Below are 16326 nucleotides of genomic sequence, written 5' to 3' on the forward strand. Positions count from 1 at the left end.
ATCAGCCGGCCTGGTAGCTCATCAGTTGCTCTTCACACACGATCCGAATGGTACGCCGCTGCACCTCGATCATCCCACCTTCCACCAGCCGGTGCAGGATCCTTGAAAAGGTCTCCGGCTGGATACCCAGCTTCGACGCCACCAAGCGCTTAGGCACTTGCAAGACCACCTCGCCGCTGACGGCATCGCGCTCCTGGAACAGGAAATTGATCACCCGGCGACTGGCATTGGCCAGGGTCAGGGTGTCGATGTCCTTGAGGCGTTGGTGCAGGTGGATGCTCATGCTCGCCAGGATCGCCAGGCAGATTTTTGGCTGGTCCTCCAGGGCGCGGCGGTAATGCTGGCCTTCGATGCTGACCAGCACGCTGTCCTTGAGCGCGGTGGCGCTCACCGGATAGGCCTTGGCCTGGGTGAACAGCAGGGCTTCGGCAAAGGTCTGGCCGGGCTGGATGACTTCCACCAGGTGTTCCTGGCCTTCACCCGTGACACGGTGCAGCTTGATTTGACCGCTGACCAGCAGGAAAAAACGGTCTGCGGCATCGCCCTGGTGCATGAGTGGCGTGTGGTTGGGCAGGCGCTTCAGGCTGGCCAGGGTACAGACGTCCTGGAAGGTTTTTTCCGGGAGCTGGCTGAACAGGTGATGGCGACGCAGGGTGAGGACAATGTGGGGATGGGTGAGCATGTTTGGGCCTCCGCAATGGGGTAGCGTAGGGGGCTTGGCGCGGGGTTGATATGCCTCTGTGGGGGTACCTCTTGCGGGGGTTGTGAGCCTATGTGGGCGTGTCAGTTGATGCACCTGTGGCTGATCCACTGTATCGGGGCAAGCCCCCTCCCACATTTGGATCTGCATCCATCAGGTAAATTTCGGTTTGGTTTTGTTCTGGCTTTTGCGGTCCTGGAACCGACCGGAGTTGTGGCTGGTGTACTCGGTTAAGTGTGGGAGGGGGCTTGCCCCGATGGCGGCCTTTGGGCCGACCATTTTTTTTGGATTAGATCGGGTACATATCCGTTGCTGCGGTAACGGCGGCTGGCGGTTCCGCCCTTACGGCGGGTCACTTTGGAAAAGAGCCCCAAAGTAACCAAAGGGCTCTTGCCCCACCACTCGGCACCTCGCTTAGGCTCGGTGTGCCCTCACTCCGGCTTTGGAGCGTGGGCCGCCGTCATGGGCCATCCCTGGCCCAGGACGGCTAACCCGGCGTCCTGCCGGGTTACCCACGCTCCAAAGCCTGCGTTCGGCCAGCGTGGTTTAACGGGGCGCCGAAGATCAAAAGCCAAAGCGCGGCGGCCTTAGAGCCGACCGGTGTTGTAGCTGGTGTACTCGGTAAAAAATGTGGGAGGGGGCTTGCCCCCGATGAGGGCGTGTCAGTCACTTATTTGTTGACTGACCCGGCGCTATCGCGGGCAAGCCCCCTCCCACATTTGGATCTCCACAGGTCAGAGATCTCCATAGGTCAGGTAGACCTCGGCCTGGTTTTGCGCTGTCTTTTGCTGCCTTAGACCCGACCGGTGTTGTGCCTGGTGTACTCGGTAAAAAATGTGGGAGGGGGCTTGCCCCCGATGAGGGCGTGTCAGCCACTTATTTGTTAACTGACCCGGCGCTATCGGGGGCAAGCCCCCTCCCACATTTGGTTCTCCACAGGTCAGAGATCTCCATAGGTCAGGTAGACCTCATTCTGCTTTTGCTCTGGCTTTGCTCTGGCTTTGCTCTGGCTTTGCTCTGGCTTTTGATCTTGATCTTAGGCGCCCCGTTAAACCACGCTGGCCGAACGCAGGCTTGAATCCGTGGGTAACCCGGCAGGACGCCGGGTTAGCCGTCCTGGGCCAGGGATGGCCCATGACGGCGGCCCACGGATTCAAGCCGGAGTGAGGGCACACCGAGCCTAGGCGAGGTGCCGAGTGGTGGGGCAAGAGCCCTTTGGTTACGTTGGGGCTCTTTTCCAAAAGTGACCCGCCGTAAGGGCGGAACCGCCAGTGGCCGTCACCTAAATAACGGATATGTACTCAACCCCACCCCAAAAAAACCTCACCCCGCCTGCCGCAAATGCTCCATCGCCCAAACCGCCGCCTCCACCCGCGACCGCAACCCCAACTTATGCAGCAAATTCTTCACATGCACCTTCACCGTCCCCTCGGTAATCCCCAACTTATGCCCGATCACCTTGTTGCTATGCCCACTGGCAATCGTCTTCAACACCTGCCGCTCCCGCTCGGTCAACTCCACCGCCGCATGGGGTTGCGGCGAGCGCAGGGCCTGGGCCAGGACCCGCGTCAACCCAGGGCTGATCACCAAGGCACCCTGCAAGGCATCGCGGATGAACTGGACGACCAACTCCGGCTCCATGTCCTTGAGCAGGTACCCGTTGGCATCCAGGCGCAGGGCATCGCGAATATCGTCTTCAGCGTCGGACACCGTAAACAGCAACACCTTGCCCGCATAGTTCATGGCCCGCAGGCGGCGCAGGGTTTCCAGGCCGTTCATTTGCGGCATGTTGTTGTCCAGCAGCACCAGGTCCGGTTGCAGCGTGTCGATCTGGTCCAGGGCTTCCTGGCCATTACCGGCCTCGCCGACTACCTGCAAGTCGTCTTCCAGTTCCAGCATCTGGCGCATGCCGTGGCGCATCATCGGGTGGTCGTCGACTAGCAGGATGCGGTGGCGAGTGGGTGTGTTCATGCGTGGGTGCCTTGTAGAGGTTGCCCGAGGAATTCCGGGTGAAAACGCAATTGCACGCGCGTGCCCTGGGGCTCGCGTGGGCTGATGTCGAGTTGGCCGTGCAGGCTGCGTGCGCGCTCGTCCATGATGGTCAGGCCGTGGTGTTCACGTTGATCGACGTCGCCGCAAAAGCCACGACCGTCGTCTTCGATGCACAGGCTGACGGTCTCGCCCTCCTGGCGCAGTTGCAGCCAGGCGTTTTGCGCATGGGCGTGGCGCAGGCAATTGGACAGGGCTTCGCGGGTGATTTGCAGCAAGTGGATCTGCTCACTGGCCGATAGCTGGAAGGCCAGGGCGTCGACGTGCAGGTGGACCTGGAATTCGCCGCGCCGGGAAAACTCTTCAGCGGTGTCCTGCAGTTCCTGCACCAGCCCGGCATCGTGGATTTGCAGGCGAAAGGTGGTGAGCAACTCACGCAGTTGCCGGTAGGCATTGTTCAGGCCGTCGCGCAGCTCGGCGGTGACGGTGGCCAGGGTCTCCACCGGTTCGCCGCGGCGGATCAGGGTTTGCATGCGGCTGACTTGCAGCTTCATGTACGACAGCGCCTGGGCCAGGGAGTCGTGCAGTTCGCGGGCGATGATGGTGCGTTCGTCGAGCAGCAGCAAGCGGTGGTCCTGCTCGCGCTGGCGCTTGAGGGACAGTGAGGTGCCGATCAGGTTGGCCAGGGCCTGGATCAGTTGTTTCTCCCAGTCCTGGGGCGCATGGCCGTCGATGAAGTGGGCCTTGAGTTCGCCCAGTTCCGAGCCCTGGTTGCTGATGCTGAACACCTGGGGCGGCGCGACCTTGTGTTTCTGGCAAGTCGCGCAGTCGCCGATGGCGCAGACGTTGCGGCTGTCGCCGCCATGCAGGGCGAGCATCTGCTGGGCCGGTGCGAGGAAGTGGCCTTGCAGGCACAGCGACAGGCGCAGCCCTGGCAGGCGCTTCTGGAAGCGTCGGATCAGTTCATCCAGGCCCTCGGCATTCGCCAGGCGCGTGGCCAGGCTGCGGCTGCTCTGGTAGAGCAACTCGAGGGCGGCGTTGGCCTGTTGCAGGTTGAGGGTCTTGAGGCGCACCTGGCTTTCCAGGGTGCGGTGGGAGGCTTCGATGGTTTCGGCCATGGTGTTGAAGCTCAGGGCCAGTTGCCCCAGTTCATCCTCGGAACGGTGGTTGACCCGGGTCTTGAAGTCGCCGTCGCGAAAGCGCCGGGTGGCCTGCACCAGCTCCTGCAAGGGGTTGACCACGCCGTATTGCAGTTCATACAGGCCGATCAACAGGATGATCAGGGTGCTGAACAGCGCCAGGCCCTGGATGCCTTGTTGCCAGCCTTGTTTGTGTTCGCTCTGTTGCTGCAACAGGCTGACGAATTGATTCAATTGCTCGACGAACCCCGGTGCGCTGGCCTGGAACAGGGCGGCGTCACCCCGTGCCAGGGCCGGGCGCAGGTCGTCGTGCCAGCGTTGCTGGATCTGTTGGTAGCTTTGCAACAACGCACTGCGCGGGCCGTCTTCGAGCACGGCCTTGAGCGACTGGCTATCGAGACGCCCTTGCAGGCTTTGGGTAATGCTGTCGATCTCGTCGGCCGGTGCGCCGGCGGCGAGCTTCCAGCTCAGGTGGTAGGTCTCCATGCGCACCGAGCCTGCGGTATTGATCGCGGCGGCGTCGCCCTGGCTGAACCAGGCGATCAAGCCGGCACTCAAGGAACTGGCGAGCGCGAGGATCGCGATCAGGATCACGGCCAGGCCGGCGCGGGCGGGCAGGGAACTGCGCAGCCAGCTAAACACGGCGGCGTAATCGAAGGAGGGGGGACGTCTGCATGGCGGCACCAAAAAGGGCAAAAAGGGCTGGAACACCGCAATCCCTGGCGCACTACCTCTAAAGAATTGCCGGCAAACCCTCCCACGGGAAAACACCGGCACAAGAGACCAATCCATTGATAAATAAAGACTTTCTCTTGTTGTTCGAACTACCTCCTTAGAGGTAGGTGGGGCCAGCATAGCCCGATACCCCCCAGGCGGACGTTGATCTGCGTCAAGTTCCAAGGGGGGGCCGCCCCTAACCTGCGCTCATGGAATCACTTTCTGGAGCGCGTACCGTGACTCAACCCCGTATAAGACAAGGCCTGGTGCTGGGCATGAGCACACTGGCTTTCACCGTCTGCTTTATGGTGTGGATGATGTTCGCCGTGTTGGGCGTCCCCATCAAAGAGCTGTTGCAACTCAACGAAACCCAGTTCGGCCTGTTGGCCGCCACGCCGGTGTTGACCGGTTCCCTGGTGCGCCTGCCGCTGGGCCTGCTGACTGACCGTTTCGGCGGGCGCATTGTGTTCTTCCTGCTGATGCTCGCGTGTGTGTTGCCGCTGTACCTGATCACTTACGCCACCGCCTATTGGCAGTTCCTGGTCCTGGGCCTGTTCGTCGGCCTGGCCGGTGGCTCGTTCTCGGTGGGCATCGCCTACGTTGCCAAATGGTTCGACAAGGACAACCAGGGCTTCGCCATGGGGGTATTTGGCGCCGGCAACGCGGGCGCCGCTGTCACCAAGTTTCTGGCCCCGGCGCTGATCGCCCTCGGCACCTGGCACCTGGTGCCCAAGGTGTTCGGCGCAATCCTGTTTATCACCGCGCTGCTGTTCTGGTTTCTCACCAGCGAAAACAAGGCGCACCGCAGTGCCGGCGGCGCGACCCTGCGCCAGCAGTTGCTGTGCCTGAAAGACCCGGCCGTGTGGCGCTACTGCCAGTACTACTCGATTGTGTTCGGCGGCTACGTGGCCCTGGCGCTATGGATGACCAAGTACTACGTGCAGGAATACGGTTTCAGCCTGCAAAGCGCCGCACTGCTGGCCGCGTGTTTCTCGCTGCCCGGTGGCGTGCTGCGTGCGGTGGGCGGTTGGATGTCGGATCGCTGGGGCGCGCAAAGCGTGACCTGGTGGGTGTTGTGGGTGAGCTGGATCTGCCTGTTCCTGCTCAGCTACCCGCAGACCCAATTGCAGGTGCAGACCGTCAACGGCCCCCTGGATTTCCATATTGGCCTCAACGCCACCCTGTTCACCGTGCTGCTGTTCGTGATGGGCATCGCCTTCGCGTTCGGCAAGGCCTCCGTATTCAAGTACATCGCCAATGACTACCCGCAGAACATGGGCGCGGTGTCCGGCATCGTCGGCCTGGCCGGTGGGCTGGGGGGCTTTGTACTGCCGATTCTGTTTGGCGCCCTGGTGGACCTCACCGGCGTGCGCTCGTCCTGCTTCATGTTGATGTACGGCGTGGTCTGGGTGTCCCTGACCTGGATGTACTTCAGCGAAATGCGCAAGCAACCGCTTTTGGGCAAAACCGCCCAACGTCTCCAAGGAGAATGAACATGTCCATCGCGCAAAAGCCCGGCTCGGGGCCGGTGATCCACGACTGGCGCCCTGAAGACCCCGCGTTCTGGGGCGCCAGCGGCAAGAAGACCGCCACCCGCAACCTGTGGATCTCGATCCCTGCGCTGTTGCTGGCCTTCGCCGTGTGGATGGTGTGGAGCACGGTGATCGTGCGCCTGAACGCCATCGGCTTTACGTTCACCACTGACCAGTTGTTCTGGCTGGCGGCGTTGCCGGGCCTGTCCGGCGCGACCTTGCGGGTGTTCTACTCGTTCATGGTGCCGATCTTCGGCGGCCGCCGCTGGACCGCCCTGAGCACCGCGTCGCTGCTGCTGCCATCGCTGTGGATGGGCTTTGCGGTGCAAGACCCCAACACCCCCTACAGCGTGTTCGTACTGATCGCGTTGCTGTGCGGTTTCGGCGGCGGCAACTTCGCCTCGAGCATGTCCAACATCAGCTTCTTCTACCCCAAGTCGCAGCAGGGCACGGCCCTGGGCCTGAACGCCGGCCTCGGCAACCTTGGGGTGTCGGTGATGCAGTTCTGCGTGCCGCTGGTGATCACTTTCGGCGTGTTCGGCCTGGTCGGCGGGCAACCGCAAACCTTGCCGGATGGCAGTCAACTCTGGCTGCAGAACGCCGGTTTTATCTGGGTGCCGTTTATCCTCACCGTCACCGTGGCGGCCTGGTTCGGCATGAATGACCTGTCCAGCGCCCGTGCCTCGTTCAGCGAGCAGGCGGTGATCTTCAAGCGCAAGCACAACTGGCTGATGTGCTGGTTGTACCTGGCCACCTTCGGTTCGTTCATCGGCTTTTCGGCGGCGTTCCCCCTGCTGATCAAGACTTCGTTCCCCGATGTGGTAGCGCTGAAATTCGCCTTCCTCGGGCCTCTGGTCGGCGCACTGGTACGCCCATTGGGCGGCTGGCTGGCGGACAAGTTGGGCGGTGCACGGGTGACCTTGTGGAACTTCGTGCTGATGATCGTGATGGTGTTCGGCGTGTTGCACTTCCTGCCCGAAAACGGCCAGGGCGGCAGCTTCTATGGCTTCCTCGGCATGTTCATGCTGCTGTTCATCACCACCGGCGTGGGCAATGGCTCCACCTTCCGCATGATCCCGGTGATCTTCCGCACCCAGCACGAAAAGGCCAGCGCCGGTAAATCCGCCGCCGAACGCGAGCAAGCGCTCAAAGATGCCGGCAAGGAATCCGCCGCCGTACTCGGCTTCAGTTCAGCCATGGGCGCCTTCGGTGCGTTCTTCATTCCCAAATCCTTCGGCACCTCGATGGCCGCCACCGGCAGCCCGGCGATGGCCTTCTACATGTTTGTCGGTTTCTACCTGAGCTGCATTGTCGTGACCTGGTGGTGGTACGCCCGCAAAGGTTGCGCCACTCCTTGCTGATCGACCACGAATTCGCCGGGGCAACGTACCCCACGGCACGCCTGATGAGGAAAACATCATGAGTCACTTGCTGGATCAACTGCGGTTCTTCAACCGTAAGCAAAACGAATTCTCCGAGGGTCACGGCGAGACCCGCAAGGAGTCCCGCGACTGGGAGAACGTCTATCGCTCGCGCTGGCAGTACGACAAGATCGTACGCTCCACCCACGGCGTGAACTGCACCGGCTCCTGCTCGTGGAAGATCTACGTGAAGAACGGCCTGATCACCTGGGAAACCCAGCAGACCGACTACCCGCGCACCCGCAACGACTTGCCCAACCATGAGCCGCGCGGCTGCCCGCGGGGTGCCAGCTACAGCTGGTACATCTACAGCGCCAACCGCCTCAAGTACCCGAAGATCCGCAAGCCGTTGCTGAAGCTATGGCGTGAAGCGCGCCTGACCCTGCCACCGGTCGAGGCGTGGGCGAGCATTGTCGAGGACAAGGTCAAGGCCGACTCGTACAAGAGCAAGCGCGGCATGGGCGGTTTCATTCGCTCGAACTGGGAGGAGGTCAACGAGATCATCGCTGCCTCCAACGTCTACACCATCAAGCAATACGGCCCGGACCGCATCGTCGGTTTCTCGCCGATCCCGGCCATGTCCATGGTCAGCTACGCGGCGGGTTCGCGTTACCTGTCGCTGATCGGCGGCGTGTGCCTGAGCTTCTACGACTGGTACTGCGACTTGCCACCGGCCTCGCCGATGGTCTGGGGCGAGCAGACCGACGTGCCGGAATCGGCCGATTGGTACAACTCCAACTACATCATCGCCTGGGGTTCCAACGTCCCGCAGACCCGTACCCCGGATGCGCACTTCTTCACCGAGGTGCGTTACAAGGGCACCAAGACCGTGGCCATCACCCCCGACTATTCGGAAGTGGCCAAGCTCACCGACCTGTGGCTCAACCCCAAGCAGGGCACCGACGCCGCGTTGGCCCAGGCCTTCAACCATGTGATCTTCAAGGAATTTCACCTGGACAAACCGAGCGCCTACTTCACCGACTACGCCAAGCGCTTCACCGACTTGCCGGTGCTGGTGATGCTCAAGCCGATGACCGGTTTTGCCCCCGGCGCCGGCTTCCAGCCTGACCGCTTCCTGCGGGCCTCGGACCTGACCGGCAACCTCGGCCAGGACAACAACCCGGAATGGAAAACCATCGCCCTCGACGAAAGCGGCGAACTGGTCTCGCCACAAGGTTCCATCGGCTACCGCTGGGGCGAGAAGGGCAAGTGGAACATCCTCGCGAAGGAAGGCGGTGAAGGCCGTGCCATCGACCTGAAACTCAGCCTGATCGGTGACGACGTCGCCGAAGTGGCGTTCCCGTATTTTGCCGGCGAAGCCCACGAACACTTCCAGCACGTGGCCGGCGATGCCGTGCAGTTCCGCCGCGTGCCGGTGCACAGCGTGACCCTGGCCGACGGCAGCGTGGCCAAAGTGGCGACGGTGTTCGACTTGTCCGCCGCCAACCTGGCCATCGACCGTGGCCTGGGCGGCCAGAACGTGGCCAAGGACTACGACGACGCCAGCGTGCCGGGCACCCCGGCGTGGCAGGAAGCGATCACCGGCGTCAGCCGCGAGAAAGCCATCCAGATCGCCCGTGAGTTCGCCGACAACGCCGACAAGACCAAGGGGCGCTCGATGATCATCGTCGGCGCGGCGATGAACCACTGGTACCACATGGACATGAACTACCGCGGGCTGATCAACATGCTCATGCTCTGCGGTTGCGTCGGCCAGACCGGCGGCGGCTGGGCCCACTACGTAGGCCAGGAAAAACTGCGCCCGCAATGCGGTTGGCTGCCCCTGGCCTTCGGCCTGGACTGGAACCGCCCGCCACGCCAGATGAACGGCACCAGCTTCTTCTACGGCCACAGCTCGCAATGGCGCCACGAGAAGATGAGCATGCACGATGTGCTCTCGCCTCTGGCCGATAAATCGCAGTTCCCGGAACACGCCCTGGACTACAACATCCGCGCCGAACGCGCCGGCTGGTTGCCGAGTGCGCCGCAGCTCAACACCAACCCGCTGCACATCTGCCGTGAGGCGGCTGCCGCCGGCATGACGCCGAAAGACTACGTGGTCCAATCCTGGCAGGACGGCAGCCTGCGCTTTGCCTGCGAACAGCCGGACAGCCCGGTGAACTTCCCACGCAACATGTTTATCTGGCGCTCCAACCTGCTCGGCTCGTCGGGCAAGGGCCATGAGTACATGCTCAAGTACCTGCTGGGCACCAAGAACGGGGTGATGAACGAAGACATCGGCCACAGCACCGAATGCAAGCCCACCGAGGCCGAATGGGTCGAAGACGGCGCCATCGGCAAGCTCGACCTGGTGACCACCCTGGACTTCCGCATGTCCTCCACCTGCGTGTATTCCGACATCGTCTTGCCGACCGCCACCTGGTACGAAAAAGACGACATGAACACCTCGGACATGCACCCGTTCATCCACCCGTTGTCGGCCGCCATCGACCCGGCGTGGGAGTCGCGCTCCGACTGGGAAATCTACAAGGGCATCGCCAAGGCGTTCTCGGCCATGTCGGTCGGCCACCTGGGCGTGGAACAAGACCTGGTCACCGTACCGTTGATGCACGACAGCGTCGGCGAACTGGCCCAGCCATTTGGCGGCACCGACTGGAAAAGCGCCGGTGTGGCGCCGGTGCCGGGCAAGAACGCGCCGAACATGGCGGTGGTGGAACGCGACTACCCAAACATCTACAAGCAGTTCTCGTCCCTGGGCCCGATGCTGGAAAAACTCGGCAACGGCGGCAAGGGCATCAACTGGAACACCGACGAGGAAGTCGAGTTCCTCGGTGAACTCAACCACCACGAAAACGACGCGGGCATCAGCCACGGTCGGCCGAAGATCGACACCGCCATCGACGCCGCCGAGGTGATCCTGTCCCTGGCCCCGGAAACCAACGGCAAGGTCGCCGTGAAAGCCTGGGCCGCGCTGTCGGAGTTCACCGGCATCGACCACAGCCACCTGGCGATCTCCAAGGCCCACGAAGCGATTCGCTTCCGCGACATCCAGGCGCAGCCACGCAAGATCATCTCCAGCCCGACCTGGTCCGGCCTTGAAGACGAACACGTGAGCTATAACGCCGGCTACACCAACGTCCACGAAAACATCCCATGGCGCACCATCACCGGCCGCCAGCAGTTCTACCAGGATCACCCGTGGATGCAGGCGTTCGGCGAGCAGTTGATGAGCTACCGGCCACCGGTCAACACCCGCACCATCGAAGGCGTGAAGGGCAAGCGCAGCAACGGCGAGACCGAGATCGTGCTGAACTGGATCACCCCGCACCAGAAATGGGGCATCCACAGCACCTACAGCGACAACCTGCTGATGCTCACCCTGAGCCGTGGCGGACCGATTGTGTGGCTCTCGGAGATCGACGCCAAGCGCGCCGGCATCGAGGACAACGACTGGATCGAATGCTTCAACGTCAACGGCGCCTTGACTGCCCGTGCGGTGGTCAGCCAGCGCGTGAAGGAAGGCATGGTGATGATGTACCACGCCCAGGAACGCATCGTGAACGTGCCCGGTTCGGAAACCACCAAGACCCGTGGCGGCCACCACAACTCGGTGACCCGCGTGGTGCTCAAGCCGACCCACATGATCGGCGGCTATGCCCAGCAGGCCTACGGTTTCAACTATTACGGCACGGTCGGTTGCAACCGCGACGAGTTCGTCGTGGTGCGCAAGATGGCCAAGGTCGACTGGCTCGATGGCTCCACCGGCAATGACCTGCCGCGCCCATTGCCGACTGATATCGAGGAGAACTGAGATGAAGATTCGCTCACAGATCGGCATGGTCCTCAACCTGGACAAATGCATCGGTTGCCACACCTGTTCCATCACCTGCAAAAACGTGTGGACCAGCCGTGAAGGCATGGAGTACGCCTGGTTCAACAACGTTGAATCCAAACCCGGTATCGGCTACCCGAAAGAATGGGAAAACCAGGACAAGTGGAAGGGCGGCTGGATTCGCAACGCCAACGGCTCGATCAACCCACGCATTGGCGGCAAGTTCCGCGTGTTGGCGAACATCTTCGCCAACCCCGACCTGCCGAGCCTGGACGACTACTACGAACCGTTCGATTTCGACTATCAGCACCTGCACACCGCACCGTTGGGCGAGCACCAGCCGACCGCACGCCCGCGTTCGCTGGTGTCCGGCAAGCGTATGGAAAAGATCGAGTGGGGCCCCAACTGGGAGGAAATCCTCGGCACCGAATTCGCCAAGCGCCGCAAGGACAAGAACTTCGACCAGATCCAGGCCGACATTTATGGCGAGTACGAAAACACCTTCATGATGTACCTGCCGCGCCTGTGCGAGCACTGCCTCAACCCGGCGTGCGCGGCGTCGTGCCCGAGTGGCGCGATCTACAAGCGTGAAGAAGACGGCATCGTGCTGATCGACCAGGAAAAGTGCCGGGGCTGGCGCATGTGCATCAGCGGCTGCCCGTACAAGAAGATCTACTTCAACTGGAAGAGCGGCAAGTCCGAGAAGTGCATCTTCTGCTACCCGCGTATCGAAGCCGGTATGCCGACCGTGTGCGCCGAAACCTGTGTGGGGCGGATTCGCTACCTCGGCGTGCTGTTGTACGACGCCGACCGCATCAGCGAAGTGGCGAGCACGGCCAATGAGCAGGACCTCTACGAGAAACAGCTGGAAATCTTCCTCGACCCGAATGACCCGGCGGTGATTCGCCAGGCCCTGGCCGATGGCGTGCCGCAGTCGGTGATCGACTCGGCCCAGCGTTCGCCGGTGTACAAAATGGCCGTGGATTGGAAACTCGCGCTGCCGCTGCACCCGGAATACCGCACCTTGCCGATGGTCTGGTACGTGCCGCCGCTGTCGCCGATCCAGAACGCCGCGGCGGCTGGCACCGTGGGCATGAACGGGGTGATCCCGGATGTCGACAGCCTGCGCATTCCGCTGCGTTACCTGGCCAACCTGCTCACCGCGGGCGATGAGAAACCGGTCAAGCGTGCGCTCAAGCGCCTGTTGGCGATGCGTGCCTACAAACGCTCCCAGCAAGTCGACGGCGTGCAGGACCTGCAAGTGCTCGAAGACGTCGGCCTGAGCGTGGAACAGGTGGAAGAGATGTACCGCTACCTGGCGATCGCCAACTACGAAGACCGCTTTGTGGTGCCGAGTGCGCACCGTGAAGACGCCATGAGCGATGCGTTCGCCGAGCGCTCCGGCTGTGGTTTCAGCTTTGGCAGCGGTTGCAGCGGCAGCTCCGACACCAACATGTTCGGCGCCAAGAAGGCCAACCGCCGCGATGTGCTGAAAACCGTACAAATCTGGGAGGACTGAGCATGCGCATTCTTAAAGTGATTTCGTTGCTGCTGGACTACCCCACCGACACCCTGGTGAACGGCCGCGACGAACTGGAACAGGCGATCATCGAATCGCGGGAAATCAGCCCCAAGCAGCGCGGCGCATTGTTCGAGTTGCTGGAGCTGATCTGCGCCAATGACTTGATGGACGGTCAGGAACACTACGGTGCGCTGTTTGGCCGGGGGCGTTCGCTGTCGTTGCTGTTGTTCGAGCACGTGCATGGCGAGTCCCGCGACCGCGGCCAGGCCATGGTCGACATGATGGCCCAGTACGAAGAGGCCGGGTTTGCCATCGGTGTCAAGGAGCTGCCGGACTACATCCCGTTGTACCTGGAGTTCCTCTCCACCCGTGAAGACATCGAGGCCCGCGAGGGCCTGGCGGATGTGGCGCACCTGTTGGCCTTGCTCGCCGCGCGGCTGGAAGAGCGCGAGAGCGGCTATGCCAGTTGCTTCCGTGCGCTGTTGCAGATTGCCGGCGCCGAGCCGCACCAGGCCGTGGCCGAACTGCGTGCCCAGGTCGCCGCCGAACCGCGTGACGACTCCCTCGAAGCCCTGGATAAAATCTGGGAAGAGGAAGCGGTGGACTTCATGCAGGCCGAGCAGCAGGACCGTTGCAGTTCGATGCCCAGCGCACCAGGCAAGGCCCGCGAAGAAAGCGCGGTGCCGTTGCACTGGGTGGATTTTCAGCAAGAAGGGCGGGCCACAGCGCCGGCCGGGGAGGTGGGTAATGTCTAAGTGGAATTTGCTGGTATTCGGGATCTATCCCTATGTCGCCCTGGCGATCTGCCTGTTGGGCAGCTGGGCGCGGTTCGACCTGTCGCAGTACACCTGGAAGGCCGGCTCCAGCCAGATGCTCAACAACCGTGGCATGCGCGTGGCGAGCAACTTCTTCCACATTGGCGTGCTGTTCGTGCTGGCCGGGCATTTTGTCGGCCTGTTGACCCCGGCGTCGGTCTATCACCATGTGATCAGCACCGAGCACAAGCAGTTGCTGGCGATGGTCTCCGGTGGCTTCTTCGGCCTGCTGTGCCTGGTGGGCCTGCTGATGCTGGTCAAGCGTCGCCTGGGTGACCCGCGTGTACGGGCCACGTCAAGCCCGTCGGACATCCTGATCCTGCTGGTGTTGCTCGCGCAGTTGGTGCTTGGCTTGCTGACCATTGTCGCCTCCACCGGGCATATGGACGGTTCGGTGATGGTGATGCTCGCCGACTGGGCGCAGAACGTGGTGCTGTTGCGGCCGATGGACGCGGCGGCTTCGATCGAGCCGGTCAGCCTGATCTACAAGGCGCATGTGGCGTTGGGCTTGACCCTGTTCGTGCTGTTCCCGTTTACCCGCTTGGTGCACATGGTCAGCGCGCCGATCTGGTACCTGGGGCGTCGTTATCAAATCGTGCGGCAGAAGTATTGAGGAGAACGTCATGACTACAGGATGCGGATGTGGTGGCGGGAATGGCGGCAGCGGTGGTTGCGGCTCGTCGGTCAAGGAACCGGTGATTGCCGAGGTGGCGGCCCAGGCTTCGTTCGAGGAGCTCAAGGCGCCGGAACTGATCGCCAGCAGTGAACAGGAATGGCCGATCGTCAGCGTCAACGGCGTGCCAGTCACGCCTGAGGCCATGGCCCTGGAATTGCAATATCACCCGGCTGAAAGTCGCGAAGAAGCGGTGTACCTGGCCGCCCGTGCACTGGTGATCCGCGAGCTGTTGCAGCAGCGGATCGCCGAGCTGGGCCTGGCGGTGGAGATCGCCGCCGGCGAGAACGAAGAAGAAGCGGCCACGCGCCTGTTGCTGGAGCGCGAGGTCAAGGTGCCTGAGTGTGACGAGGCCACCTGTGTGCGCTACTTCGAGAACAACCGCGGGCGTTTTCACAGCGCGCCGCTGCTGGCAGTGCGGCACATTCTGCTTGAATGCGCGCCGGACGATGCCGACGCACGCCGCCTGGCGCACACCCAGGCGGAAATCCTGTTGCTGACCCTGGAAGAGCAGCCTGGCCAATTTGCCGAGCTGGCCCTCAAGTATTCGGCGTGCCCGTCCAAGGCCCAGGGTGGTTCGTTGGGCCAGGTGAGCAAGGGGCAAACCGTGCCCGAACTGGAGCGCCAGCTGTTCACCCTGGCCCCGGGCCTGGCCGGCAAGCCGCTGGAGAGTCGTTATGGCTGGCATGTGATCAGTGTCGACCAACGTATCGAAGGCCAGCCGCTGCCGTATGAAGCGGTGGCGGTCGCGATCCGCACCCAGTTGCAGCAGGGCGTGTGGCAGAAGGCATTGGTGCAGTATCTGCAAACCCTGATCGGCGCGGCGGACATCCGCGGCATCGCGCTGCAGGGCGCCGACTCGCCGTTGGTGCAGTGACATGAGCCTGGTGGATGGGGTGGGCCGTTCGATCGATTACCTGCGCTTGTCGGTGACCGACCGCTGTGATTTTCGCTGTGTGTATTGCATGGCCAAAACCATGACGTTCCTGCCGCGCCAGCAGGTGTTGACCCTGGAAGAGCTGGAACGCCTGGCGTCGCTGTTTGTCCGCCAAGGCGTGCGCAAGATCCGCCTCACCGGTGGCGAACCGTTGATCCGCCCGGGCATTGTCGGGCTGTGCCGCAACATCGCGGCACTGCCGGGCTTGCGTGAACTGGTGATGACCAGCAACGGCTCGCAGCTGGCGCGACTCGCACAGCCGTTGGTGGAGGCCGGGGTCAAGCGCATGAACATCAGCCTCGACAGTCTGGATGACGCGCGGTTTCGTGCGATTACCCGCAATGGCGACTTGCAGCAGGTGCTCGCGGGGATCAAGGCGGCCAGCCAAGCGGGGTTCGAACGGGTCAAGCTCAATTGCGTGGTGATGAAGGGACGCAACTTCGACGAAGTGCCGGCGCTGGTGCAGTTCGCCATCGACCAGGGCATCGACATCAGTTTTATCGAGGAAATGCCCCTGGGGGATGTGGGGCGCTCGCGGGGCGAGACGTTCTGCTCCAGTGATGAAGTGCGAGCGGTGATTGCCCGTGAGCATGGGTTGATTGATAGCACCGAGAACAGCGGAGGCCCCGCGCGGTATGTGCGGTTGGCGGGGCATCCGGGGACCCGGGTGGGGTTTATTTCGCCTAATTCGCATAATTTTTGTGGGAGTTGTAATCGGGTACGGATGACGGTGGAGGGGCAGTTGCTGTTGTGTCTGGGGCAGGAGGATGCGCTGGATTTTCGCGCTTTGCTGCGGCGCTATCCGCTGGATGACGGGCCCTTGATCGCGGCGTTGCACAAGGGCTTGAAAGGCAAGCCGCTGCGCCATGATTTCACGGGGGCGGGGGAGGTGCAGGTGGTGCGGTTTATGAATATGAGTGGGGGGTGAGGGGAGGTGTGGTACTGAGTACATATCCGTTTCTTCGGTAACGGCGGCTTAGGGTTCCGCTCTTACAGCGGGTCACTTTTGGAAGAGCGCCAAAAGTAACCAAAAACGCTTCGCCCCAACACTCGGCACCTCGCCTAGGCTCGGTGTGCCCTCACTCCGG

General features: G+C 62.4%; 11 protein-coding genes. 8 read left to right on the plus strand and 3 right to left on the minus strand.

Annotated features, from left to right (window positions below; genetic code table 11):
• Position 1: 1 nt before the first annotated feature.
• The 3 genes from QU606_RS16910 to QU606_RS16920 form a co-directional block, all read right to left on the minus strand.
• Positions 2-682, minus strand: coding sequence for a Crp/Fnr family transcriptional regulator (locus QU606_RS16910; RefSeq protein WP_024075025.1), 681 nt, complete (start codon positions 680-682; stop codon positions 2-4).
• 1341 nt (positions 683-2023) lie between these two features.
• The gene (gene narL, locus QU606_RS16915) at positions 2024-2671 is read right to left on the minus strand and encodes a two-component system response regulator NarL (protein ID WP_024075026.1); all 648 of its coding nucleotides are present in this window, start codon (positions 2669-2671) and stop codon (positions 2024-2026) included.
• The gene (locus QU606_RS16920) at positions 2668-4470 is read right to left on the minus strand and encodes a HAMP domain-containing protein (protein WP_041161181.1); all 1803 of its coding nucleotides are present in this window, start codon (positions 4468-4470) and stop codon (positions 2668-2670) included. The genes narL and QU606_RS16920 overlap by 4 nt, the downstream gene beginning before the upstream one ends.
• Positions 4471-4781: 311 nt before the next feature.
• Here QU606_RS16920 and QU606_RS16925 point away from each other — a divergent pair, with 311 nt between their 5' ends.
• The 8 genes from QU606_RS16925 to moaA are packed head-to-tail and all read left to right on the plus strand — an operon-like array spanning position 4782 to position 16166.
• Positions 4782-6038, plus strand: a complete 1257-nt coding sequence (locus QU606_RS16925; protein ID WP_024075028.1) for a nitrate/nitrite transporter — start codon at positions 4782-4784, stop codon at positions 6036-6038.
• A gap of 2 nt (positions 6039-6040) precedes the next feature.
• Positions 6041-7438: a NarK family nitrate/nitrite MFS transporter gene (locus QU606_RS16930; protein WP_024075029.1), complete on the plus strand. Its 1398-nt coding sequence runs from the start codon at positions 6041-6043 to the stop codon at positions 7436-7438.
• Positions 7439-7496: 58 nt separating this feature from the next.
• The gene (locus QU606_RS16935) at positions 7497-11270 is read left to right on the plus strand and encodes a nitrate reductase subunit alpha (RefSeq protein ID WP_024075030.1); all 3774 of its coding nucleotides are present in this window, start codon (positions 7497-7499) and stop codon (positions 11268-11270) included.
• 1 nt (position 11271) lies between these two features.
• Positions 11272-12810, plus strand: a complete 1539-nt coding sequence (gene narH, locus QU606_RS16940) for a nitrate reductase subunit beta (RefSeq protein WP_024075031.1) — start codon at positions 11272-11274, stop codon at positions 12808-12810.
• A 2-nt stretch (positions 12811-12812) separates the two neighbouring features.
• Positions 12813-13568, plus strand: coding sequence for a nitrate reductase molybdenum cofactor assembly chaperone (narJ, locus tag QU606_RS16945; RefSeq protein ID WP_150055660.1), 756 nt, complete (start codon positions 12813-12815; stop codon positions 13566-13568).
• Entirely contained in the window at positions 13561-14241 is a 681-nt protein-coding gene (gene narI, locus QU606_RS16950; protein ID WP_024075033.1) for a respiratory nitrate reductase subunit gamma, read from the plus strand. Before narJ ends, narI begins: the two co-directional genes overlap by 8 nt.
• 10 nt (positions 14242-14251) lie before the next feature.
• Complete coding sequence (locus QU606_RS16955; protein WP_304997233.1) at positions 14252-15178, plus strand: peptidylprolyl isomerase; 927 nt, start codon at positions 14252-14254, stop codon at positions 15176-15178.
• A 1-nt stretch (position 15179) separates the two neighbouring features.
• Positions 15180-16166, plus strand: a complete 987-nt coding sequence (gene moaA / locus QU606_RS16960; RefSeq protein ID WP_304997234.1) for a GTP 3',8-cyclase MoaA — start codon at positions 15180-15182, stop codon at positions 16164-16166.
• Positions 16167-16326 lie beyond the last annotated feature (160 nt).

The sequence above is a fragment of the Pseudomonas sp. OVF7 genome (assembly GCF_030644265.1).
GTDB classification, from domain to species: domain Bacteria; phylum Pseudomonadota; class Gammaproteobacteria; order Pseudomonadales; family Pseudomonadaceae; genus Aquipseudomonas; species Aquipseudomonas gorinensis.

Coding starts and splice junctions, on each gene's coding strand:
- QU606_RS16930 (WP_024075029.1), top strand. CDS start 6,041: ATGTCCATCGCGCAAAAGCCCGGCTCGGGGCCGGTGATCCACGACTGG.
- QU606_RS16935 (WP_024075030.1), top strand. CDS start 7,497: ATGAGTCACTTGCTGGATCAACTGCGGTTCTTCAACCGTAAGCAAAAC.
- moaA (WP_304997234.1), top strand. CDS start 15,180: ATGAGCCTGGTGGATGGGGTGGGCCGTTCGATCGATTACCTGCGCTTG.
- QU606_RS16955 (WP_304997233.1), top strand. CDS start 14,252: ATGACTACAGGATGCGGATGTGGTGGCGGGAATGGCGGCAGCGGTGGT.
- narL (WP_024075026.1), bottom strand. CDS start 2,671: ATGAACACACCCACTCGCCACCGCATCCTGCTAGTCGACGACCACCCG.
- narJ (WP_150055660.1), top strand. CDS start 12,813: ATGCGCATTCTTAAAGTGATTTCGTTGCTGCTGGACTACCCCACCGAC.
- narI (WP_024075033.1), top strand. CDS start 13,561: ATGTCTAAGTGGAATTTGCTGGTATTCGGGATCTATCCCTATGTCGCC.
- QU606_RS16910 (WP_024075025.1), bottom strand. CDS start 682: ATGCTCACCCATCCCCACATTGTCCTCACCCTGCGTCGCCATCACCTG.
- narH (WP_024075031.1), top strand. CDS start 11,272: ATGAAGATTCGCTCACAGATCGGCATGGTCCTCAACCTGGACAAATGC.